Annotated in this window: 3 protein-coding genes; all 3 read left to right on the top strand. The window is 69.1% G+C overall.

Features of this window, described 5'->3' with window-relative positions:
• Positions 1-9: 9 nt before the first annotated feature.
• The 3 genes from OG429_RS33970 (at position 10) to OG429_RS33980 (ending at position 25,001) form a co-directional block, all read left to right on the top strand.
• Positions 10-1,239 (top strand): cytochrome P450, encoded by a 1,230-nt coding sequence (locus tag OG429_RS33970; RefSeq protein ID WP_328929085.1) that lies wholly within the window; start codon positions 10-12, stop codon positions 1,237-1,239.
• An 81-nt stretch (positions 1,240-1,320) separates the two neighbouring features.
• Positions 1,321-2,808, top strand: a complete 1,488-nt coding sequence (locus OG429_RS33975) for a tryptophan 7-halogenase (protein ID WP_328929086.1) — start codon at positions 1,321-1,323, stop codon at positions 2,806-2,808.
• A gap of 146 nt (positions 2,809-2,954) precedes the next feature.
• A complete protein-coding gene (locus tag OG429_RS33980) occupies positions 2,955-25,001 on the top strand; it encodes a non-ribosomal peptide synthase/polyketide synthase (protein WP_328929087.1) in 22,047 nt (7,348 codons plus the stop codon).
• Positions 25,002-25,009 lie beyond the last annotated feature (8 nt).

The raw sequence follows: 25,009 nt of genomic DNA on the forward strand, positions 1-25,009 counted from the left end.
GGTCGAACCATGCCCGTGCAAGAGGTGCCGAGCCTGCTGAAATTGTTCACCCCGGATCTGGCCGCCGACCCGTACCCGTTCTATCGCGAGCTCCGTGAAAATCACCCGGTCCACTATGACAAGTGGATGCGCAGCTGGGTGATCCTCGGCTACGAGGAGATCAGCTCACTGTCCAAGGACGACCGGCTCTCGGGCGCCCGGATCGAGAGCTTCCACGAGTCGTTGCCGGCTGACGCGCGCGCTGAACTGAAACCGCTCAAGGACGCCTTGGCGGACATGATGGTCTTCCACGAACCGCCCCGCCACACACGACTGCGGCATCTGATACGGCCGGGCCTGACGCCCCGCTTCATCCGCGAGATGCGCCCGGTCATCGAGGGACTCACCGATGAACTTCTGGACAAGGTCGTCGATCAGGGACGGATGGACGTCATCCACGATTTCTCCGAGCCGCTCACCCGGGGCGTGATCGGACGACTGGCCGGAGTTCCCCAGCACGCCGAACACCTGCTGGGCAACTGGCAGGGCCTGCTGCTGGAGTTCTTCGCCCAGTCCCGCAAGGAGATCCCGCGTGTCACCCAGCTGCGTGCCGCTTTCGACGAGGGGGCGTCGGCCCGCCGCGACGGGACCGGCACCGACTTCTTCACGCAGATGATCGCCGAACAGCTCCAGCAGGGCGACTTCACCGAGGACGAGGTCTTCGCGAACTTCCTGCTGCTCATCGATGCCGGACAGGCCACCACCACCCACCTCATCGGCAACGCGGTCCTGGCCCTGCTCCGCCAGCCGGACCAACTGGAACTGCTGCGTTCGCAGCCGGAGCTGGCCACGAAGGCCGCCCACGAACTGCTGCGCTACGACAGCTCCGTGCAGTTCACCACCCGGGTCGCACTCGTAGACCTCGAAGTGCGGGGGCACAGGATCGCGGCAGGCGAATCGGTGACCCTGGTGCTCGGCTCAGGCAACCACGACCCCCTGAAGTACGAGAACCCCGACCGGGTCGACATCACCCGTGGCTCCGCCGACCACCTCTCCTTCGGGCACGGCATCCACTACTGCCTGGGGGCCTCGCTGGCGGTGGCGGAGGTCGAGATCGCGCTGAGCCGGCTCCTCGCGCGCACCAGGGACCTCCGCCTCGCGGAACCCGGCCCCACCTGGCAGGACAGCATCAATTTCCGCTTCCTGAAGAACCTTTCGGTGACCTTCGCGCCGGCCACCGCCGCATCAAGCCGTACCTGACAGACGGTCCGGTAGCCGTTGGACAAGATCGCGCAGTTCCTGGGGAATGGAGGCATCCGTCCTACCAGGGGGAACCTGACCGTGAACTCATCGACTGCCGAACACTTCGACCTCATCGTGGTCGGCGGCGGCCCGTCCGGATCGACCCTCGCCACCCTCGTGGCGATGCGCGGACACCGTGTGCTGCTGCTGGAAAAGGAGAGTTTCCCCCGCTACCAGATCGGGGAATCGCTGCTTCCGGCGACGGTGCACGGTGTCTGCAAACTCCTGGGCGTCACCGAAGAACTGGAGGCCGCCAACTTCACCAAGAAGCTGGGCGGCACCTTCCGCTGGGGCTCGAACCCCGAGCCGTGGACCTTCGCCTTCGCCATCTCACCGAAGCTCGCCGGCCCGACCTCGTTCGCGTACCAGGTCGAACGAATGAAGTTCGACAAGATCCTCATCGACAACGCCCGTCGCAAGGGGGTGGACGTACGTGAGGAGTCCGCCGTCACCGACGTCGTCAAGGACGGCGAGCGGGTCACCGGCCTGCACTACCGGGATGCTGATGGCACGACACACGAGGTGACCGCCACGATCGTGGCGGACGCCTCCGGCAACCTCAGCAACATCCACAAGCACACCGGCGGCAAGCGCGTCTATTCGGAGTTCTTCCAGAACGTCGCCCTGTTCGGCTATTTCGAGGGTGGCAAGCGTCTGCCCGAACCGCGGAGCGGCAACATCCTGTCGGCCGCGTTCGACGACGGCTGGTTCTGGTACATCCCGCTCAGCGACACGCTGACCAGCGTCGGCGCGGTCATCGCACGCGACCGGGCCGACATCATCCAGGGCGATCCGGAGAAGGCGCTGCTCACGCTGGTCGACCGATGCCCGGAGATCCGGGACATGCTGTCCGACGCAACCCGGGTCACTGAAGGGCCGTACGGCGAGATCCGGGTACGCAAGGACTACTCGTACTCCAACACCACCTTCTGGAGCCCCGGCCTGGTCCTGGTCGGGGACGCCGCCTGCTTCGTCGACCCGGTGTTCTCCTCGGGCGTCCACCTCGCCACGTACAGCGGCCTGCTCGCCGCCCGCTCCATCAACAGCGTGCTCGCCGGAGACGTGGACGAGGAGCGCAGCTTCGCCGAGTTCGAGAAGCGCTACCGTCGCGAGTACGGGCTCTTCTACGAGTTCCTGGTCGGCTTCTACGACCTGCACCACGACGAGAATTCGTACTTCTGGCAGGCCAAGAAGATCACCAACACCGGTAGCACCGACGTCGAGGCCTTCGTGGAACTGGTGGGTGGGGCGGCCTCCGGTGAGGCCGCGCTGACCGGCAACAGGCTCACCAATGCCGCCGAGCAGCTCGCGCAGGCCGTGGACTCGGCGGGCAGGGACGTCGCCACCGGCCTGGACCGCCCGGCCCCGTTCTTCCGGTCGGAGATCGTCGGCGAGGTCATGCAGGAGAGCGCCCGCGTGCAGGCCCGTGCGGCACTCGGACACGAGCTGACGGACGAGGACCCGCTCTTCAGCGGTGGTCTGGTGCCGTCCGGGGACGGCATGTCCTGGGAGATCCCCGCTAGCTGAGTAACACCCGCAGGGCCCGCCAGGGCATGGCGGGCCCTGTGTCGTTCCCGGGGTGCCGACCGGCCCTGGCGCGCTCACCGGTATGGCGCTGACGCGTGTGCCTCTGTCGCCGCCTTCGTTGACTTCGTTGGAAGAAGGAAAAGTTCATGATCCCGTTGTCTTTCGCGCAGCATCGGCTTTGGTTCCTGCACAAGCTGGAGGGACCATCGGCGACATACAACATGCCGCTCGCACTGCGCCTGAGCGGCGGGATCGACGTGGAGGCGCTGCACGCCGGCCTGCTGGACGTGATGGAGCGGCACGAGTCGCTGCGCACCGTCTTCCCCGAGGCCGATGGTGAGCCGCACCAGCTGGTGCTCGATCCGGCGGATGTGCGGCTCGCCTGGGAACAGCGGTCCGTGACGGAAGCGGAACTGCCGGCCGCGCTGGACGAGGTGGCCCGCAACACCTTCGACCTGGCCACGGAAGTACCGATCCGAGCTTGGCTGTTCGAGGTGTCGGCCGACGAACACGTCCTGATGCTTCTCATGCACCACATCGCGGGCGACGGCTGGTCGATGGGCCCGCTCGCGCGCGACGTGGTCGAGGCGTACACCGCGCGCGTCGAGGACCGGAACCCGAGCTGGGACGAACTGCCCGTGCAGTACGTCGACTACACGCTCTGGCAGCGCGAACTGCTCGGAGACGAGTCGGACCCGAACAGTGTGCTGTCCAAGCAGGTCGACTATTGGAGGGAGAAACTGGCCGGGCTGCCCGAACAGTCCACTTTCCCCACCGACCGCGCCCGCCCCGCCGTGGCATCGTACGAGGGTGCGCAGCTGAGCCTCGAACTGGACCGGGAGCTGCACCAACGGCTCGTCGAGCTGGCGCGTCGTTCGAACAGCACCGTGTTCATGGTGCTCCAGGCGGGCATGGCGGCCCTGATGAGCCGGCTCGGCGCAGGCACCGACATCGCGCTGGGCGCGGGCGTGGCCGGTCGCACGGACGAGGCACTCGATGACCTCATCGGCTTCTTCGTGAACATGTTCGTGCTCCGTACGGACACCTCGGGCGATCCGACCTTCGAGGAGCTGCTGGGCCGGGTCCGTGAGACCAGTCTGGCGGCCTACGCCAACCAGGACGTGCCCTTCGAACATCTGGTGGAGCTGCTGAACCCGCAGCGGTCCACCGGTCACCACCCCCTCTTCCAGGTGGCCCTCGTCCTCCAGAACGCGCCGAGCGGAGACTTCGAACTCCCGGGAATCCAGGTACAGGCCGAGGTCCTGGGATCCGGAACGTCCCGCTTCGACATGCTCATCTCGCTCACCGAGCGCCATGAGCCGGTGACCGGGCCGGCGGGCGTCGAGGTGCAGGTCGAGTATTCGACGGATCTGTTTGATCGTTCGTCGGTTGAGCGGTTGCTTGGGCGTTGGGTGTGGTTGCTGGAGCAGGTGGTGGCTGATCCGTTGGTGCGGGTTGGTGGGGTTGAGTTGTTGGCGGAGGCTGAGCGGGAGCTGGTGTTGTCGGGGTGGAATGAGACGGGGTGTGTGGTTCCGGAGGCTTCGCTGGCTGGGTTGTTCGAGGCTCAGGTGGTGCGGGATCCGGGTGCGACGGCGGTGGTGCGTGGTGGGGAGTCGTTGTCGTATGGGGAGTTGAATGCGCGGGCGAACCGGCTGGCGCATTGGCTGATCGGTGAGGGTGTGGGGCCGGAGTCGTTGGTGGGGGTGATGCTGCCGCGTTCGGTTGATCTGGTGGTGGCGGTCCTTGCTGTGCTGAAGGCCGGTGGCGGGTATGTGCCGATTGATGTGGAGTATCCGGCGGAGCGGCGTGCGTTCATTCTTGAGGATGCGGCGCCGGTGCTTGTGCTGGATGAGCGTGTGCTGGGTGGGGATTTTTCGGGGTTTGCGGATTCGGATCCTGGGGTGGTGGTGGATCTGGGGCATCCGGAGTATGTGATTTATACGTCGGGTTCTACGGGTCGGCCCAAGGGTGTGGTGGTGTCGCATCGGGGTGTGGCGAGTCTGGCGGTGACGCAGGTCGGGTTGCTGGAGCTGGGGCCGGAGAGCCGGGTGCTGCAGTTTGCTTCGCCGAGTTTTGATACTGCGTTCTGGGATTTGCTGGTGGCTTTTGCTTCGGGTGCGGTGTTGGTGGTGCCTGAGCGTGGTCGGCTGGTGGGTGGGGAGTTGTTGCGGGTCCTGGCTGAGGGTCGGGTGTCGCATGCGTTGATTCCGCCGTCGGTGGTGGCGACGTTGCCGGTGGATGCTCCGGCGTTGCTGGGGGATCTGTGCTGTCTGGTGGTGGGTGCTGAGGCGGTGCCGCTGGATCTGGTGGCGCGGTGGTCGCCGGGGCGTCGGGTGATGAATGCGTATGGTCCGACGGAGACGACGGTCATTGTGGCGATGGCCGGCCCGATGGTGGGTGATGTGCCGATCGGGCGGCCGGTGGCGAATACCCGGCTTTATGTGCTGGATGAGGGTTTGTGTCCGGTGCCGGTGGGTGTTCCGGGTGAGTTGTATGTGGCGGGTTCGGGTCTGGCGCGCGGGTATGTGGGTCGTGCTGGTCTGACGGCTGAGCGGTTTGTGGCGTCTCCGTTCGGTGTGGGTGCGCGGATGTACCGGACGGGTGATCTGGTGCGTTGGCGTGCGGATGGGCAGCTGGAGTATCTGGGGCGTGCTGATGAGCAGGTGAAGGTGCGTGGGTTCCGGATCGAGCCGGGTGAGATCGAGTCGCTGCTGGTGGGTTTTGAGGGTGTCCGTCAGGCTGCGGTGATCGCTCGTGAGGATGTTCCGGGGGATCAGCGTCTGGTGGCCTATGTCGTGCCTGATCTTGAGGTGGCTTCGGCTGCCGTGTTGCCCGATGCCGCGGACTCCGCCGTGTCTTCTTCGGTCGGGATGTCTGGTACCGAGGCGCAGGTGGAGGAGTGGCGGGAGATTTACGACTCGGTGTATTCCGGGGCGGGTTCTGGCGGCTTTGGTGAGGATTTCTCGGGCTGGGACAGTTCGTATTCGGGTGAGCCGATTGCGTTGGGTGAGATGCGTGCCTGGCGGGATGCGGTCGTGGAGCAGGTGCGTGGGTTCGGTGCGCGTCGGGTGCTGGAGATCGGTGTCGGTTCGGGTCTGCTGATGGCGCATCTGGCCGGCGGTGTGGAGGAGTACTGGGGCACGGATTTGTCGTCGGCGGTGATCGGGCGTCTGGAGGGCCAGGTTGCCGAGGCGGGTCTGGGGAACGTCCGTCTGCGGGCACAGCCGGCAGACGTGACGGAGGGGCTGCCGGAGGGCTTCTTCGACACGGTTCTGATCAATTCGGTGGTGCAGTACTTCCCTGATGGGGAGTATCTGGCGCGGGTGATCGACCGGGCGGTCGGGCTGCTGGCTCCTGGCGGCCGGCTGATTGTCGGTGACGTGCGGCATGCGGGTTCGCTGCGTGTTCTGCATGCGGCTGTTCACGCGGGCCGGGGTGCGGTGGCGCGCGCGGTGGTGGACCGTGCGGTGCTGCTGGAGAAGGAACTGGTCGCCGCACCCGAGTTCTTTGCGGAGCTGGCCCGGCGGGATGGCCGGATTGGCGGGCTGGATATCCGTCTGAAGCGGGGCGGGTATCACAATGAGCTGACCCGGCATCGCTACGAGGTGGTGTTCCACAAGGATCCGGCCGGAGTACTGGACGTTTCCGGTGCCCGTGAAGTGGTCTGGGAACCGGGCCAGGACCTTGAGGCTTTCGCCGGGATCGATGTTCCGGTGCGTGTGGTGCGCATTCCGAATGCGCGGCTGGTGGCCGAGGTTGCCGCTGAGCACGTGGTCGACGGGCATGACGCGGAGGACTTCGGGCCGGCTGTTGATCCGGAGGCTCTGGTTGTCCGGGGCGCCGGGCTGGGTCTGCGGGTCGTGCCGACCTGGTCACCGGGGTCGGTGGCCCACTTCGATGCCGTCATCCTCCCGGCCGGGGCTGATGATGCGGTTCTGTCCGGTGTCTACATTCCCTCCAGTTCTACTTCTGCCTGGGTGAACAGCCCCGGTGCCGCCCGGGGAATCGGGGCGGTCGTCAAGGCGGCCCGTGCGCAGCTGGCCGAGGGCCTGCCCGACTACATGGTCCCGTCGGCCGTCATGGCCGTGGCGCGGCTTCCGCTGTCTCCGAACGGCAAGCTGGACCGCCGGGCGCTCCCGAAGCCCGACTACGCGGCGGCCTCGGGCGGGCGGGCTCCGCGGACTCCGCAGGAAGAAGTCCTCGCCGGCCTGTTCGCCGAAGTCCTCGGCGTCGACCGCGTCGGCATCGATGACAGCTTCTTCGACCTCGGCGGCCACTCCCTCCTCGCCACCCGCCTCGTGAGCCGCATCCGGACCATCCTGGGCGTGGAGCTGCCCATCAAGGACGTCTTCGCCGCCCCGACGGTCGCCGGGCTGGCGGCAACGCTGGCCGGTGCCAGGGGGCTCGCTCGCACGGCACTGGTACCGATGGAGCGCCCTGATGTGGTGCCACTGTCCTTCGCGCAGCGCCGCCTGTGGTTCCTCCACAAGCTGGAAGGTCCGTCGGCGACCTACAACGTGCCCTTGGCGCTCAGGCTCAAGGGCACCATCGACTCCGATGCGCTGCGTGCCGCCCTGGGTGACGTGGTCGGCCGGCACGAGTCGCTGCGTACGGTGTTCCCCGAGGCGGGGGGTGAGCCGTATCAGCTGGTGCTGGAAACCGGGCAAGCCGACTTCCGTTGGGATCACCGTGTGGTCAGCGAGGACGAGCTCCCGGCCGCACTGGAGAAGGCGGCTCGGCACGGGTTCGATCTTTCCTCCGAGATCCCGTTGCGCGCCTGGCTGTTCGAGCTGAGTGGCGACGAGTGCGTCCTGCTCCTTCTGATGCACCACATCGCGGGTGACGGCTGGTCGATGGGCCCCCTGGCCCGGGACGTGGCGGAGGCTTACACGGCCCGTACGCACGGTGCTGCCCCCCAGTGGGCCGAACTTCCCGTACAGTACGCCGACTTCACGCTGTGGCAGCGTGAGCTGCTGGGTGATCTGGCGGCTCCGAGCAGCATGTTGGAGATCCAGATCGACTACTGGCGCGAGCAGTTGGCCGGTCTGCCGGATCAGGTGAGTTTCCCCGCCGACCGGCCCCGCCCTGCGGTGGCTTCGTACCAGGGTGCACACCTGACTTTGGAGCTGGACGCCAAGCTGCATCGGCAGCTGATCGCCCTGGCCCGAGGTTCGAACGCGACCGTGTTCATGGTGCTCCAGGCGGCCATGGCGGCCCTGCTGACCCGCCTCGGCGCCGGAACGGACATCCCGATCGGCTCGCCGATGGCAGGCCGCATGGACAATGCGCTGGATGATCTCGTGGGGTTCTTCGTCAACACCCTCGTCCTGCGTACGGACACCTCCGGCGACCCGAGCTTCGAGGAACTCCTCGGCCGCGTCCGGGAGACCAGCCTCGCGGCGTACGGCAACCAGGAGGTGCCGTTCGAGCACCTGGTGGAGCTGCTCAATCCGGAGCGCTCGACCTCGCGCCACCCGCTCTTCCAGGTCATCCTCGCCCTGCAGAACGCGCCCGAGGCGTCTTTCGAACTTCCCGGCCTCCAGATGGAGATGGAGGGCACGGACCTGCGGCTCTCACCGGCCGACACCGTTGTGAACGTCCTTGAGCGCCGTGACCGTGCGGACAACCCCGCCGGCATCGACGTGTACGTCGAGTACGCGACCGATCTGTTCGACCGTGTGACGGTCGAGCGGGTGATGGGTCGGTGGGTGCGGTTGTTGGAGCAGGTGGTGGCGGATCCGTCGTTGCCGATCGGGCGTGTCGAGCTGTTGTCGGAGGTGGAGAGGGCTCAGCTGGTCTCGGGTTGGAATGACACGGCGGTTGAGGTGTCCGAGGCGACGCTGGCTGGGCTGTTCGAGGCCCAGGTGGTGCGGGCTCCGGGTGCGACCGCGGTGGTCCGTGGTGGGGAGTCGTTGTCGTACGGGGAGTTGAATGCGCGGGCGAACCGGCTGGCGCATTGGCTGATCGGTCAGGGTGTGGGGCCGGAGTCGTTGGTGGCGGTGGTGCTGCCGCGTTCGGTTGACATGGTCGTTTCTGTGCTTGCCGTGCTGAAGGCCGGTGGTGCGTATGTGCCGGTTGATCCGGAGTATCCGGCGGAGCGGCGTGCGTTCATTCTTGAGGACGCGGCGCCCGTCCTCGTCCTTGACGAGGATGTGCTGTGTGGGGACTTCTCCGGGTTTGCGGATTCGGATCCTGGGGTGGCGGTGGATCTGGGGCATCCGGCGTATGTGATCTATACGTCGGGTTCTACGGGGCGTCCCAAGGGTGTGGTGGTGTCGCATCGGGGTGTGGCGAGTCTGGGGTCCGCGCAGGTCGAGCGGTTCGGTGTGACGGCTGCGAGCCGGGTTCTGCAGTTCGCTTCGCCGAGTTTTGACGCGGCGATGTCGGAGATGTTGATGTCGTTCGCGTCGGGTGCGGTGCTGGTGCTGCCGGAGGGCGGGAAGCTGGCGGGTGAGGCGCTGCTGGCGGTGCTGGCCGGGCAGGGGATCACGCATGTGACGGTGCCGCCGTCGGTGCTGGGGGCTTTGCCTGCTGGTGTGGAGTCTGGGTCGGGGCTTTCGTCTTTGGAGACGGTTGTTCTGGCGGGTGAGGCTGCTCCTGTGGAGTTGGTGGCCCGGTGGTCGGGGTCGCGGCGTGTGGTGAATGCGTATGGTCCGACGGAGTCGACGGTGTGTGTGTCGATGAGCGGTGAGGTGTCGGATGGTGTGGTTCCCATCGGTCATCCGGTGGTGAACACGTCCGTGTATGTGCTGGATGAGGGTTTGTGTCCGGTGCCGGTGGGTGTTCCGGGTGAGTTGTATGTGGCGGGTTCGGGTCTGGCGCGTGGGTATGTGGGTCGTGCTGGTCTGACGGCTGAGCGGTTTGTGGCGTCTCCGTTCGGTGTGGGTGCGCGGATGTACCGGACGGGTGATCTGGTGCGTTGGCGTGCGGATGGGCAGTTGGAGTATCTGGGGCGTGCTGATGAGCAGGTGAAGGTGCGTGGGTTCCGGATCGAGCCGGGTGAGATCGAGTCGCTGCTGGTGGGTTTTGAGGGTGTCCGTCAGGCTGCGGTGATCGCTCGTGAGGACGTTCCGGGGGATCAGCGTCTGGTGGCCTATGTGGTTCCCGATGCTGGTGGCCGGCCTGTTGCGGGGGTGCTGGTGGAGTCGCTCGCCGAGCGGCTTCCCGAGTACATGGTCCCGGCAGCCGTGGTGCTGCTGGACGACGGTCTCCCGCTCACCCCGAACGGCAAGCTGGACCGCCGGGCGCTGCCCAAGCCCGACTATGCGGCGGCCTCGGGCGGGCGGGCTCCGCGGACTCCACAGGAAGAGGTCCTCGCGGGCCTGTTCGCCGAAGTCCTCGGCGTCGACCGAGTCGGCATCGACGACAGCTTCTTCGACCTCGGCGGCCATTCCCTCCTCGCCACCCGCCTCGTGAGCCGCATCCGGACCGTCCTGGGCGTGGAGCTGCCCATCATGGACGTCTTCGACTCGCCGACGGTCGCAGGCCTCGCGGCGCTGCTCGACGCGTCCCTGCTGCGGGGGCGCGCCACCCTTGTTCCGATGAAGCGCCCGGAGGCCGTACCGCTGTCCTTCGCGCAGCGCCGCCTGTGGTTCCTCCACCAGATGGACGGCCGCTCGGCGACGTACAACGTCCCGCTCATCCTGCGCCTGAAGGGAGCGGTGGACCCTGCCGCGCTCGCCAGTGCGCTGCGTGACGTCATCGGCCGGCACGAGTCGCTGCGTACGGTGTTCCCCGAGGCGGGGGGTGAGCCGTATCAGCTGGTGCTGGAAACCGGGGAAGCCGATTTCCGTTGGGATCACTGTGTCGTCAGCGAGGACGAGCTTCCGGCCGCGCTGGAAGAAGCGGCCCGGCACGGGTTCGACCTGTCCGGCGAACTGCCTCTGCGCGCGTCGTTCTTCGAACTGGGCGCGGATGACAGCGTCCTGATGCTTCTGATGCACCACATCGCGGGTGACGGCTGGTCGATGGGCCCCCTGGCCCGGGACGTGGTGGAGGCCTACACGGCGCGCACGCGCGGTGCTGCCCCCCGATGGTCCGAACTCCCGGTCCAGTACGCCGATTACACCCTCTGGCAGCGTGAACTGCTCGGTGAGGCCGCTGACCCCGACAGTCTCTACCAAAGCCAAGTGGCGTACTGGCGCAAGCAGTTGGCCGGTCTGCCGGATCAGGTGAGCTTCCCCGCCGACCGGCCCCGCCCGGCGCAGGCCTCGTACCGGGGCGGCTATCTGACCTTCGAGCTCGATGCCGCTCTGCACCGCCGGCTGATCGCTCTGGCACGGGCATCGGGCACCACCGTGTTCATGGCGCTCCAAGCCGGTATGGCGGCCCTGCTGACCCGTCACGGCGCCGGAACGGACATCCCGATCGGCTCGCCGATCGCGGGCCGCACGGATGACGCGCTGGACGATCTCGTGGGGTTCTTCATCAACACCCTCGTCCTGCGTACGGACACCTCCGGCGACCCGAGCTTCGAGGAACTCCTCGGCCGCGTCCGGGAGACCAGCCTCGCGGCGTACGGCAACCAGGAGGTGCCGTTCGAGCACCTGGTGGAGCTGCTCAACCCGGAGCGCTCGACCTCGCACCACCCGCTCTTCCAGGTCATCATGGGCCTGCAGAACGCCCCCGAGGCGTCATTCGAATTCCCCGGCCTCCAGGTAGAGCTCGGTGGCCTGGACCTGAACATCTCCAAGGCGGACCTCGAACTCAACGTGGTCGAACGCCGCGGTCACGACGGCACCCCGGAAGGCGTGCTCGCTGCCGTTCAGTACGCGACCGATCTGTTCGACCGTGTGACGGTCGAGCGGGTGATGGGTCGGTGGGTGCGGTTGTTGGAGCAGGTGGTGGCGGATCCGTCGTTGCCGATCGGGCGTGTCGAGCTGTTGTCGGAGGTGGAGAGGGCTCAGCTGGTCTCGGGTTGGAATGACACGGCGGTTGAGGTGTCCGAGGCGACGATGGCTGGGCTGTTCGAGGCCCAGGTGGTGCGGGCTCCGGGTGCGACGGCGGTGGTCCGTGGCGGGGAGTCGTTGTCGTACGGGGAGTTGAATGCGCGGGCGAACCGGCTGGCGCATTGGCTGATCGGTCAGGGTGTGGGGCCGGAGTCGTTGGTGGCGGTGGTGCTGCCGCGTTCGGTTGACATGGTCGTTTCTGTGCTTGCCGTGCTGAAGGCCGGTGGTGCGTATGTGCCGGTTGATCCGGAGTATCCGGCGGAGCGGCGTGCGTTCATTCTTGAGGACGCGGCGCCCGTCCTCGTCCTTGACGAGGATGTGCTGCGTGGGGATGTTTCGGGGTTCCCGGACATTGATCCTGGTATCAGTGTGTCCATGGCCAATCCGGCGTATGTGATCTATACGTCGGGTTCTACGGGGCGTCCCAAGGGTGTGGTGGTGTCGCATCGGGGTGTGGCGAGTCTGGGGTCCGCGCAGGTCGAGCGGTTCGGTGTGACGGCTGCGAGCCGGGTTCTGCAGTTCGCTTCGCCGAGTTTTGACGCGGCGATGTCGGAGATGTTGATGTCGTTCGCGTCGGGTGCGGTGCTGGTGCTGCCGGAGGGCGGGAAGCTGGCGGGTGAGGCGCTGCTGGCGGTGCTGGCCGGGCAGGGGATCACGCATGTGACGGTGCCGCCGTCGGTGCTGGGGGCTTTGCCTGCTGGTGTGGAGTCTGGGTCGGGGCTTTCGTCTTTGGAGACGGTTGTTCTGGCGGGTGAGGCTGCTCCTGTGGAGTTGGTGGCCCGGTGGTCGGGGTCGCGGCGTGTGGTGAATGCGTATGGTCCGACGGAGTCGACGGTGTGTGTGTCGATGAGCGGTGAGGTGTCGGATGGTGTGGTTCCCATCGGTCATCCGGTGGTGAACACGTCCGTGTATGTGCTGGATGAGGGTTTGTGTCCGGTGCCGGTGGGTGTTCCGGGTGAGTTGTATGTGGCGGGTTCGGGTCTGGCGCGCGGGTATGTGGGTCGTGCTGGTCTGACGGCTGAGCGGTTTGTGGCGTCTCCGTTCGGTGTGGGTGCGCGGATGTACCGGACGGGTGATCTGGTGCGCTGGCGTGCGGATGGGCAGCTGGAGTATCTGGGGCGTGCTGATGAGCAGGTGAAGGTGCGTGGGTTCCGGATCGAGCCGGGTGAGATCGAGTCGCTGCTGGTGGGTTTCGAGGGTGTCCGTCAGGCTGCGGTGATCGCTCGTGAGGACGTTCCGGGGGATCAGCGTCTGGTGGCCTATGTGGTTCCCGATGCTGGTGGCCGGCCTGTTGCGGGGGTGCTGGTGGAGTCGCTCGCCGAGCGGCTTCCCGAGTACATGGTCCCGGCAGCCGTGGTGCTGCTGGACGACGGTCTCCCGCTCACCCCGAACGGCAAGCTGGACCGCCGGGCGCTGCCCAAGCCCGACTACGCGGCAGCCTCCGGCAGCCGGGCTCCGCGCACTCGGGAGGAGGAGATCCTCTGCGGGCTCTTCGCCGAAGTCCTCGGCGTCGACCGTGTCGGCATCGATGACAGCTTCTTCGACCTCGGCGGCCACTCCCTCCTCGCCACCCGCCTGGTCAACCGGATCCGTACCGAACTCGACGTGGAGATCCCCTTCCACGTCATGTTCGAGTCGCCGACGGTGTCCGGCCTGATCGACGAGCTGGGTCTGCGTCCCGTCGCCGACACCCGGCTGCCGCTGGCGCCCATGAAGCGCCCGGAGGTGATTCCGCTGTCCTTCGCCCAGCGGCGCCTGTGGTTCCTGGACCAGCTGGAGGGCCCTTCGACGACCTACAACATGCCGCTTCCGCTGCGGCTGCGCGGCAGGCTCGACGAGGCCGCCCTGAGCTCCGCCCTGAGTGACGCGATGGCTCGGCACGAGTCGCTGCGCACCGTCTTCCAGGCCGTCGACGGAGAGCCCCACCAGGTGGTGCTGGAGGCCGCGGAGGCCGCGTCGGCCTTCGTCTGGGAGCGGCGCACCGTGACGGAAGCGGAGCTGCCGACGGCACTCGGCGAAGCCGCCCGTCACACCTTCCGACTGGCCTCCGAAGTCCCCTTCCGCGCATGGCTGTTCGAGCTCGGACCCGAAGAGCACGTCCTGCTGCTCCTGCTGCACCACATCACCGGCGACGGCTGGTCGCTGGGTGCGCTGGCGCGTGACGTGGTCGACGCGTACGGAGCACGTCGTCAGGGCCTGGTTTCGCAGTGGGAAGAGCTCCCGGTGCAGTACGTCGACTACACCCTTTGGCAGCGCGAGCTGCTCGGTGACGAAGACGACCCGGACAGTCTGTACGGGCGGCAGGTGGCCTATTGGCGCGAGACACTGGCGGCTCTCCCCGAGCAGATCAGCCTGCCCGCCGACCGGCCCCGGCCGGCGGAGATCTCGTACGCCGGTGCCTCGGTGGACTTCGAGCTGGACGCGGAGCTGCACCGGCGGCTGGCCGAACTGGCCCGGAAGTCCGGCGCCACCGTCTTCATGGCCCTCCAAGCGGCCATGGCAGCGCTGCTGACCCGCCTCGGAGCCGGAACGGACATCCCGCTCGGCTCGCCGATCGCGGGCCGCATGGACGACGCCCTCGACGACCTCGTCGGGTTCTTCGTCAACACCCTCGTCCTGCGTACGGACACCTCCGGCGACCCGAGCTTCGAGGAACTCCTCGGCCGCGTCCGGGAGACCAGCCTCGCGGCGTACGAGCACCAGGACGTGCCCTTCGACCACCTCGTGGAACTTCTCAACCCCAATCGCTCCTCCTCCCACCACCCGCTCTTCCAGGTCATGCTGGTCCTCCAGGACAACCCGACCGCCGAGTTCGGCCTGCCCGGGCTGGAGGTCGCCGGCGAGCCCGTCGACATCGAGACCGCCAAGGTCGACCTGTCGGTCAACGTCCTGGAGCGACACGACGACGCCGGTGCGCCCGTCGGCATCGTCGGTGCGCTGAAGTACGCCACCGCACTGTTCGACCGTTCGACGGTCGAGGGGCTGCTGGAGCGCTGGGTGAGGCTGCTGGAGCAGGTCGTGGCCGACCCGTCGCTGAGCCTCGGGCGCGTCGAGCTGCTGGCCGAAGCCGAGCGCGGGCAGATGCTGAACGCCTGGAACGACACCGCCGTGGAGGTGCCCCAGCTCACGCTCCCCGAGCTGTTCGAGACCCAGGTACGGCGAGCCCCGGACGCGGTCGCATTGGTGTGCGGCGCCCAGTCCCTGACGTACGGAGAGCTGAACGCCCGTGCCAACAGGCTCGCGCACTGGCTCGTCGGCCAGGGCGTGGGCCCCGAGAAGCTCGTCGGCGTGCTGGTGCCCCGGTCCCTCGACGCCGTCGTCGCGGTCCTCGCCGTACTGAAGGCGGGCGGCGCGTACGTGCCGGTCGACCCCGAGTACCCGCAGGCGCGGCGCGACTTCATCCTGGCCGACTCCGCGCCGGTCCTCGTCCTGGACGAGGCCGCGCTCGCCCAGGACCTGTCCGGCTTCGACGACACCGATCCCGAGATCGACGTCGAGATGGAGCACCCGGCGTACGTCATCTACACGTCGGGCTCCACCGGCACGCCGAAGGGCGTCGTGGTGGAGCACCGCTCCGTCGCCAACTATCTGAACTGGTCCGCGCACCACTACCCGGCCGCGCGCGGCGCGACGCTGGTGCCCACCTCGATGGCCTTCGACCTGACCGTCACCGGCCTCTACACCACGCTGGTCGTCGGTGGCCGGGTCTACCTCAGCGGCCTGGACGACCTCCCGGCCCAGGGCAACGGCGTTCCCGTGGCGCTGCTGAAGGCAACCCCGTCGCACCTGCCGATGCTGAGCGACCTGCCCAAGCACTGGTCGCCGGGCGAGATGCTGATCCTCGGGGGCGAGGCCCTGACCAGCGAAGCGCTGCAGCAGTGGCGGGCCGCCAACCGGCGGGTCACGGTCGTCAACGCCTACGGGCCGACCGAGACCACCGTCAACTGCACCGAGTTCCGGATCGGCCCGAAGGAGAAGCTGCCCGCCGGACCGGTCCCGATCGGGCGCCCGTTCTGGAACATGCGCGCCTACGTGCTCGACGAGCGGCTGGGGCTGGTGCCGACGGGCGCGGTGGGCGAACTGTACGTCGCGGGTGCCCAGCTGGCCCGTGGCTACCTGGGCAGGACCGGCCTCACCGCCGAGCGGTTCGTGGCCTGCCCCTTCGAACCGGGTGCACGCATGTACCGCACGGGCGACCTCGTCCGCTGGCGCGCGGACGGACAGCTGGAATACGCCGGGCGTGCGGACGAGCAGCTCAAGATCCGGGGCTTCCGCATCGATCCGGGTGAGATCTCGGCGACGCTGCTCGGCCACCCGGACGTACGACAGGCCGCCGTCGCGGCCCGCGAGACCGGGCAAGGTGACACCCAGCTCGTCGGGTACGTCGTCGCGGACGGCGAGCGGGGCACGGTCGGTGTGGACACCGCCGCCCTGCGCGCCTTCCTGGCCGAGCGCCTCCCGGACTACATGGTTCCGGCGGCCGTCGTGGCTCTCGACGGCATCCCCCTGACACCCAACGGCAAGCTGGACCGGCGTGCGCTGCCGGCGCCCGACTTCGGGGCACTCAGCGCCGGCCGGGCCCCGCGCACCGCGCAGGAGGACGTCCTGTGCGGGCTGTTCGCCGGTGTCCTCGGAGTCGACCGCGTCACCATCGACGACAGCTTCTTCGAGCTGGGCGGACACTCACTGCTCGCGACACGGCTCGTCAGCCGGATCCGGGCCGCGCTCGGCGTCGAGGTACCCATCAGCGCGGTGTTCGCCACGCCGAGCGTGGCCGGGCTGGCCGCGTGGATCGAGACGGGCACCGGTCAAGTCCGCACGGCCCTGACGCCGATGCCCCGTCCTGATGCCGTACCGCTGTCGTTCGCGCAGCGCCGGCTGTGGTTCCTGAACCGGTTGGAGGGACCGTCGGCCGCGTACAACTGGCCGTTCGTGCTCAACCTGTCCGGGCCGGTGGACCAGGACGTGCTGCGGGCAGCACTGCGCGATGTGGCGCTGCGGCACGAGTCGCTGCGTACGGTCTTCCGGGAAACGGACGGGGAACCGCACCAGGTGGTGCTCGACCCGGCCGCCGCCGGACTGCCGTTGACCGTCGCCGGGGTGGCGCCGGACAGGATCCACCAGGCGGTACACGAGGCGATCGGTCACCATTTCGGCCTCGACTCCGAACCGCCGGTGAGGGCCTGGCTGTTCGTTCCGGAACCGACCGGTTTCGGCGGCCCGGCATCCGGACCCGTGCTCGTACTGCTGATGCACCACATCGTCGCGGACGGGGCGTCCCGCGCCTCGCTGATGCGTGACCTCTCCGAGGCGTACGAGGCCCGGCTCGCGGGCTCCGCCCCCGGCTGGGCCCCCCTGCCCGTCCAGTACGTGGACTACGCGATCTGGCAGCAGGAGCTCCTCGGCCGGACCGACGACCCGGACAGCCTGGTCTCACGGCAGCTCGCCTACTGGAAGGACGCGCTCGACGGCATCCCGTCCCAGCTCGAACTTCCCACGGACTGGCCGCGCCCCGCTGTCGCCGGCTACCGGGGCGGTGCCCTGACCTTCGCCCTGGACGCCGAACTCCACGCAGGCCTGCGCAAAGTCGCCGCGGACTCCCGCTCCACCCTGTTCATGGTCCTGCAGAGCGGCTTCGCCGCCCTGCTCACCCGGCTCGGCGCGGGCCACGACATCCCCGTCGGCATCCCGATCGCGGGCCGCACCGACGAGGCCCTGACCGACCTGGTCGGGTTCTTCGTCAACACCCTGGTGCTCCGTACGGACACCAGCGGCAACCCGCGCTTCGACGAGCTGCTCGAACGGGTCCGCGACACCGCGCTGACCGCCTACACCCACCAGGACCTGCCCTTCGAGTACCTGGTCGAGGCGATCAACCCGGTGCGCTCGCTCTCCAGCAACGCCCTGTTCCAGGTGATGTTCCAGCTGCAGAACGTCGACGCGCCGACCCTGCGCCTGCACGACGTCGAGGCCACGCCCTACCCGCTGGAAGGCGACAACTCCAAGTTCGACCTGTTCCTGAGTCTCGCGGAGAACGAGACGGCACAGGGCCGGCCCGCGGGGCTGAGCGCCACCCTCGAATACGCCACCGAGCTGTTCGACCGGGCCACCGTCGAGAAGTTCGCCGTCTGGTACGAAAACCTGCTGCGCGCAGCGGTTCTCGACCCGGCAGTGCGGATCGAGGACGCCGCGCTGCTCACCGCCTCCGAGCGGGCCGAGATCCTGGTGGCCCGCAACGACACGGGAGCCGAGCCGCCCGCGCGGTGGGTGCACGAGACGTTCCAGCGGCAGGCCGCAGCCACCCCCGGAGCCCTCGCCGTGCGCTGCGGTACGCAGGAGGCCGACTACGGGCGGCTGAACGCACGGGCCAACCAGCTGGCCCGGTACCTGCTCGGCCAGGGCATCGGCGCGGAGAGCGTGGTCGCGCTGGCCCTCCCCCGCTCCGTGGACATGGTCGTGGCGATCCTCGCCGTACTGAAGGCGGGCGCCGCCTACCTGCCCATGGACCCCACCAACCCGGCCGACCGGCTCGCGTACGTCCTCGCGGACGCCGAGCCCGCCGCACTGATCACCACGTCCGCCCTGCACGGAGCGCTGCCGCACCCGCTGCCCGATCTGTCGGTCCGACTCGGCGACCCCGACGTGGAGGGCCTGCTGACCTCCCTCCCGGCGGACGACGTGACGGACGCGGACCGGCGGACCCCGGTCCGCGGCGACCACTCCGCCTACGTCATCTACACCTCGGGCTCGACCGGCTACCCCAAGGGCGTGGTGATCTCGCAGGCGAGCATCGCCCACTTCCTGGACGCCGTCCTCGCGCGCGTCCCGCTGACCCCGCAGGACCGCATGGTGGCCGCGACCACCGTCACCTTCGACATCACGGCCGTCGAGATCCACGCCCCGCTGCTCCGCGGCGCGAGCGTGGAGCTGGCCACCGATCAGGTCGCCAGGGACCCGATCGCCCTGCACCGCCTGATCCGTGACAGCGGCGCGACGGTCTTCCAGGCCACCCCCTCGGTGTACCGGTCGATCCTGGCGCACGCCCCGGACGGGCTGGCGGACATGCGGCTGCTCGTCGGAGGCGAGGCACTGCCCGCCACCCTTGCCGAGCGGCTGCGGGCGCAGGGCGGCGGAGCCGTCAACCTCTACGGCCCCACCGAGGCCACCGTCTGGATCACCGCCGCCGACGTGACCGGTCCCGAACGCACCCCACGGATCGGCCGGCCGCTGCGCAACGCCCAGGTGTACGTGCTGGACGCGGGCCTGCGGCCGGTCCCGGACGGGGTGGCGGGCGAGCTGTACCTCGCCGGTCCCTTCCTGGCCCGTGGCTACCTGCGCAGGCCCGGCCTGAGCGCCGAGCGCTTCGTGGCCAACCCCTTCGGCGCTGCCGGCACACGCATGTACCGCACCGGCGACCTCGCCACATGGCAGGCCGACGGCGGCCTGGAGTTCATCGGCCGGGTCGACGATCAGGTCAAGGTCCGGGGCTTCCGCATCGAACTGGGCGAGATCGAAGCCGCTCTCTCCCGGCAGGACGGCATCGCCGCCGCCACGGTCCTCGTCCGCGAGGACAACGACACCCCGCAGCTCGTCGGGTACGTCGTACCCGACCGGGAACGGACCGGGGGACACGACGGGGCCGAGAGCGGGCTCCAAGTCGATTCCTGGCAGGAGGTCTATGAATCGCTCTACCGCGACCAGACCGAAACCGGAGGGTTCTGGGAGGACTTCGGGATCTGGACGAGCAGTTACGACGGCTCCCCGATCCCGCTCGCCGAGATGCACGCGTGGCGCGCCTCGGCCGTCGGGGAGATCCTGCGGCTGCGCCCGCGCCGCGTACTGGAACTCGGCGTCGGAAACGGCCTGATCCTCTCCCAGGTGGCGCCGCATTGCACCGCATACTGGGGCACCGACTTCTCGTCGTCCGCCATCGACAGCCTGCGCGCCCGGATCGAGGACCACGCCCAGGAACTCCCCGGCCGGGTGGAACTGAGAGCGCAGCCCGCCGACGACACCTCGGGCCTGCCCGGGGACTTCTTCGACACCATCGTCGTGAACTCGGTCGCGCAGTACTTCCCCAGCGCCGACTACCTGACCGACGTCATCCGCAAGGCGCTGGCTCTGCTGGTGCCCGGCGGCACCCTGTACCTGGGCGACATACGGAACCTGCGGCTGCTGCGCACGATGCAGGCCGGTGTCGTCCGGGCCGGTGCCGAAGGCACCGACACGACCGACGACCTGCCGGCCCAGCGGGCCCAGATCGACCACAAGGTGACCGGCGAGGAGGAACTGCTCCTCGCGCCCGAGTTCTTCACCGGCCTCGGCCGCGAACTGGCGGACATCGGGGGTGTGGACATCCGGCTCAAGCGCGGTGCGTTCGACAACGAACTCTCCCGCTACCGCTACGAAGTGATCATCTGCAAGACCCCGACGGTTCCCGCCGAGGTCCACGCCCTGGCGGAGATCGACTGGGCGGAGTGCCACGGCGGACCGGACGGGCTCGCGGATCTGCTGCGGGAACACCCCGGCGGCCTGCGGCTCACCAAAATCCCCAACAGCCGACTGACCGAGGACGCGGCAGCACTCCGCCGGATCGACGGCCTGGAGCCGGAACCCGCGCATGCCGTGGCGGACCCGGAGACCGTCATCACGTACGCCGAGCGGCTCGGCCTGCGGGCCGTCGCCACCCCGTCCGAGACCGGCGACCCGCATCGTTTCGACATGGTCCTCCTGCCGCAGGCGGACGGCCCGGTCGCCGCCTACCGGGGCAGGCGACAGCCGTCCGGCGAACCGGCCCACGCGGCGCCGTACTCCAACAGCCCGGCCCGGACCGCCCGGCTCGCCCGGCTCCACCGGGAACTGCCGGCCCGGCTGCGCGAATGGCTGCCCGACTACATGGTCCCGTCGGCCTTCGTCGTGCTCGACGAGCTGCCGGTGACCCCGATCGGAAAGCTGGACCGCGCGGCCCTGCCGGCCCCGGACTACGGCATCCTCAGCAGCGGACGGGCCCCCCGCACACCCCGCGAGGAGATCCTGTGCGAGCTCTTCGCCGACGTCCTCGGGCTGAAGCGGGTGACCGTCGACGACAGCTTCTTCGAGCTGGGCGGGCACTCGCTGCTCGCCACACGGCTGGTCAGCCGGATCCGCGGCGCCCTGGGGATCGAGGTACCGATCGCCGCGGTCTTCGACGCCCCGACCGTGGCCGGGCTGGCCGAACGCATCGACTCCGGCGCGGCGACCGCGCGTGCGGCCCTGCTGCCCATGGAGCGGCCCGAGGCGGTCCCGCTGTCGTTCGCGCAGCGCCGCCTCTGGTTCCTGCACAAGCTCGAAGGCCGGTCGGCGACCTACAACCTGCCCCTGGCACTGCGCCTGCGGGGAGCCGTCGACGAGGAAACGCTGCGGGCGGCGCTCGCCGATGTCATCGCCCGGCACGAGTCGCTGCGTACGGTCTTCCCCGAGACCGACGGGGAACCGCGCCAGCACGTGCGCGACGCCGGAGCGGCCGACTTCGGCTGGCGGGTCACCCGGGCCACGGAAGAGGAGTGGCCGCAGCGCATGGCGGCCGCCGTCTCGTACGCATTCGACCTCGGGACCGAGATCCCGGTGCGCGCCGAGCTGTGGCACGTGGCCGCCCCGGTCGACGGCGATGCGACGGACGAATCCGACGGAACCGACGGCTCCCGCGTCCTGCTGGTGCTCCTGCACCACATCGCGGGCGACAGCTGGTCAGCCGGACGGCTGCTCCGGGACCTGACCGCGGCCTACAGCGCACGGATCCACGGAACCGCGCCGCACTGGCCTCGGCTGCGCGTCCAGTACATCGACTACACGCTCTGGCAGCGCTACATCCTCGGCGACGAGGACGACCCGGACAGCACCGTCGCGCAGCAGATCGTCTACTGGCGCAAGCTGCTCGCCGGAGCGCCCGAGGAACTCGCCCTGCCGACGGACCGGCCCCGCCCGGCGGAGCCGAGCTACCAGGGCGGCACCGTCCGCTTCGAACTGCCGGCACGGGTACACCGCGCCCTGGCCGCGCTCGCCGAGGCCTCCGGCGCGAGCACCGCCATGGTGCTCCAGTCCGCGGTGTCCGTACTGCTGTCCAAGCTGGGCGCGGGCGATGACATCGTGCTCGGCACGCCCGTCGCCGGGCGCACCGACGAGGCGCTGGAGGACCTGATCGGGTTCTTCGTCAATACGCTGGTGCTGCGCGCCGATCTGTCGGGTGACCCGACCTTCGGCGACCTCGTCGGCCGGGTCCGCCAGGCCGTACTGGAGTCGTACGTCCACCAGGACCTGCCGTTCGAGCGGCTGGTCGAGCTGGTCAACCCGTACCGGGCGACCGCGCGGCACCCGCTGTTCCAGGTCATGGTGGACTTCGGTGTCACGGGCGACGCGTACGAGGGCCCGGCCGAGCTGGACATCGAAGCGGTCGGCATCGAGACGCCCACGGCGAAGTTCGACGTCGACTTCACCTTCTCCGAGCGCATGACACAAGACGGTGCCCCGGCCGGGGTCACGGGGGCCCTGCGCTACGCCGCCGACCTGTTCGACCACGGGACTGCGGCGGCGATGGCCGACCGGTTGACCGCGCTGGTGGACACCATGGTGGCCGCCCCGCACCACAGGCTGAGCGCGTTCGATGTCCTCAGCCCCGCCGAACGGCAGCACTGGGAGACGTCCGGGGCACGGGACTCGGCACCGCGGACGCCGGACGACACGACCGTCGTACGGCTCTTCGAGGAGCAGGCGGCGGCCACCCCGGACGCGACGGCGGTCGTCGAGGACGGCATCGCGTTGACCTACGCGCAGGTCAACGCGTGGGCCAACCGGCTCGCCCGACGGCTGATCGGGCACGGCGCGGGCCCGGGACGGGTGCTGGCCCTGGCCCTGCCACCGTCCGCCGAGGCGGTAATCGGGCTGCTCGCCGTCCTCAAGACCGGCGCGGCCTGCCTGGCCCTGGAAGCCGACCCGGACACCGCGACGATCGAAGCGGCCGATCCACTGCTGATCGTCGGCCTCGCCCGGGCGAGCGGTGACCGGCCGGTCCTGACGGCCGGTTCGCCGGACATGGACCGGCAGGACGCGACCGAGGCGGACGCGACCGACACGGACGTGACCGACGCGGAGCGCATCGAGCCGCTGCTGCCTGCGCACGCCGCGCAGGTGTTCGCCGGGCCCTTCACCCACGCGGTCACCCACGCCGAGCTGGCAGCCCTCGCGGCGGACCACCGCATCCACGTCTTCGGCCAGGCCGGACCGCTGCGCGTGGGACTGACCCACCCCCTGTCCTCCGTCAACGCGTGGGACGCACTGACGGCGTTGCTCGACGGCCATGAGCTGCACCTGATCGGCGGGCCCGCCCCGGCCGATGCGCGGGCAACCGTCGACGCCCTGCGCGCCGCCCGGATCCACACGCTCGCCGCGACCCCGCGGTCCGCCGAACGGCTCGTCAACGCCGGCTTGTTCACAGCGGGCGAGCACCACCCGGCGGCCTTGCTGCTGTCCGGCGAACCGGTCGGCGCTGCGCTCTGGCACCGGCTTCGCGTACTGCCGGCGACACGGGCGTACGCCGTCCACCGCCCGGCGGGCTGCGGTGCCGCCGCCTTGGCGACGCCCGTCGGCAGCGTGACCGGTCCCGTGCTCGGCCGTCCCCTCAACGGGGCCGTCGCGTACGTACTCGACGCGGGGCTGCGTCCTGCGCCCCGGGGGGTGACCGGCGAGCTGTACCTGAAGGGAGCCCGCCCGGACACCACCCCGACCGCCCAGCGGTGTGTGCCGAGCCCGTTCCACTCCGGCGAGTGGATGCACCGTACGGGCGAACTGGTGCGGTGGGGAACCGGCACGGACGACCTGGAGTTCGTCGCGGACGAAGGCGAGCACGCGGTCCTGCGCGGCCTGCGCATCGAACCGCGGGCGATCGAGGCCGTGCTGACCTCTCACCCCGCCGTCGCGCAGGCCGTCGTGAGCGTGCGCGAGGACGGGGGCGGCGGGGCCGTTCTGGTCGCACACGCCGTACCGGTGAGCCCGGATGCGGGCGCCGACCCGATCGCGTTGCGGGCCCATCTGGCCCGACACCTCGCGGAACACCTTGTCCCGGTGGCCGTCGTCATTCTGGAGCGGCTGCCGCTGACCGACCACGGGGAACTGGACCGGACCGCCCTGCCGGAGCCGCCTGCGGACGAGGCTGCCGATGGGTACCGCGGGCCGCGCAACCCCCGGGAGGAAATGCTGTGCGCGCTCTTCTCCGAATTCCTCGACGTGCCCAAGGTGGGTATCGACGACAACTTCTTCGAACTGGGCGGACACTCCCTCTCGGCCATCCGGCTGCTGGTGCAGATCAAGTCAGTACTGGGCGTGGAACTCCCGGTGAAGGCGATGATGGAAACGCCCACGGTTGCCGGTCTGTCTCTGCGCATGGCCGGTGACTCCGAGGGGAACTCGCTCGCCGTCGTACTGCCGCTGCGCACGGGGGGAACCCGGAATCCGGTGTTCTGCGTGCACGCCGGAAGCGGGCTCGGCTGGACGTATTCCGGTCTGCTCCGCCATATCGACAAGGACATCCCCGTCTACGCCCTCCAGGCGAGCGGACTCGACGGAAAGGGAGCCCTCGCACAATCGGTCCGGGAGATGGCCGACGACTATGTGCGCCGCATTGTGGAAGTGCAGCCGGAAGGCCCCTACCGCATTCTCGGCTGGTCCTTCGGAGGAGTGGTCGCGCACCAGATCACGGAGATCCTGGAGGAGCGCGGCCGGACGGTCGAGCTGCTGGCCCTGCTCGACTGCCACCCGGTCAGCACAGTCAGCAGACAAGAGGTCGAGGAGGCGATGGCCAAGGTGGACGTCGCCGATATCTACCGCGCCATGCTGGGCCTGTTCGACCTCGAGCTGACGGACGAGGAGGCGGCCGAACTCACCCACGAGCGCGCCGTCGAGATGCTCCGGACGCACAACACGGCCCTGGCCGGCCTCAGTGCGTCCGAGGTCCGGGACATGATGGACGTGACGCTCAACAACGCCCGGATCGGCCTGGACGTGGTTCACCGCCCGGTGGCCGCGCCGACGCTGGTGCTGGCCGCCGTGGGCGAGGAAGCGGACCACAGACTGGAGGCGGGGGTCTGGGATCCGTACGTCGGTCCCGGGATCGACTACCGAACCGTCGACTGCAAGCACACGCACATGATGAACCCGGAACCGCTGCGCGAGATCGGCGCGATGGTTTCCGACCGGCTGCGCCGGGCGCAGTAGCCGCGCCA

This window comes from Streptomyces sp. NBC_00190 (genome assembly GCF_036203305.1).
Lineage (GTDB): Bacteria > Actinomycetota > Actinomycetes > Streptomycetales > Streptomycetaceae > Streptomyces.